The organism is Sandarakinorhabdus rubra (assembly GCF_010994245.1).
GTDB classification, from domain to species: Bacteria; Pseudomonadota; Alphaproteobacteria; order Sphingomonadales; family Sphingomonadaceae; genus Sandarakinorhabdus; species Sandarakinorhabdus rubra.
The window spans coordinates 1-869 of the sequence record NZ_WMHO01000412.1; the positions used below are offsets into that span (position 1 = coordinate 1).

Here is an 869-nt window from a genome sequence, read left to right on the forward strand (position 1 = left end):
GCGCCGTTGCCGAAGCGGTGGCAGCGGATTTCCAGCGTTACTGGGACAGTCCGGCAGCGGTGCCAGCGGCACAGCTGGGCCCGGCGGGGGCACCGCCGCCGCCGCCGGCCGGCGCCGATGCGATGCGCGCCGTCTATGCCGCCGCTGCCGCCAGCCCGGCGACGGCGGCGTTGCTCGATGAGGCGGGCGATTTCGAATGGGCCGACGTGCGGATGCTGAGCGACCCGCCTGAGAAGATCAGCGGTGCCGCCACCGAAGACCGGCTGCTCATGGCGCAGGTGCTCGCCGCTATCGGGCCGGTCAGCCGCCGGCTGCTGCTGGTGTCGGCCTATTTCGTGCCGGGTGAAGAGGGTACGCGCCTGCTGGCCGGGCTGGCGGGGCAGGGGCTCAGGGTGGATGTGCTCACCAACAGCCTGATGTCGAACAACGTGGTGCTGGTGCATGCCTGGTATGCGCCATGGCGGCTGAAGCTGCTGGAAGCCGGGGTGCGGCTGTGGGAGATGCGCGGCGTGGAGGGCAGCCGGGTGACGCTGGGCCTGGTGCCGCGCTCCTTGCGTCGCCGGGCCAGCGATGTCAGCTTCTTCCGCACCAGCGCGTCCGAACTCCACGCCAAGACGCTGGTCGTCGATGGCCGGCTGTTGCTGGTCGGCTCGATGAACTTCGATCCGCGCTCGTGGAAACTGAACACCGAGATGGGCTTCCTGATCAGCTCGCCTGTGCTGGCCGGCCGGCTCGAAGCCGCGCTGGATGCCGGCCTGCCGCACTTTGCCTGGGCGCTGGAGGCGAATGGCAGCCGGCTGGCGTGGCGCGAGGGCGAGGCCGTGCTGCAGACCGAGCCGGGCACCACCGCCCTCCAGCGCGCCGCCCTG

The 869-nt window shown here is 71.3% G+C and carries 1 protein-coding gene; it reads left to right on the top strand.

The features are described 5' to 3' along the window. On the top strand, nucleotides 1-869 hold an 869-nt coding region (locus GJV64_RS14925; protein ID WP_235927780.1), incomplete at both ends, for a phospholipase D-like domain-containing protein.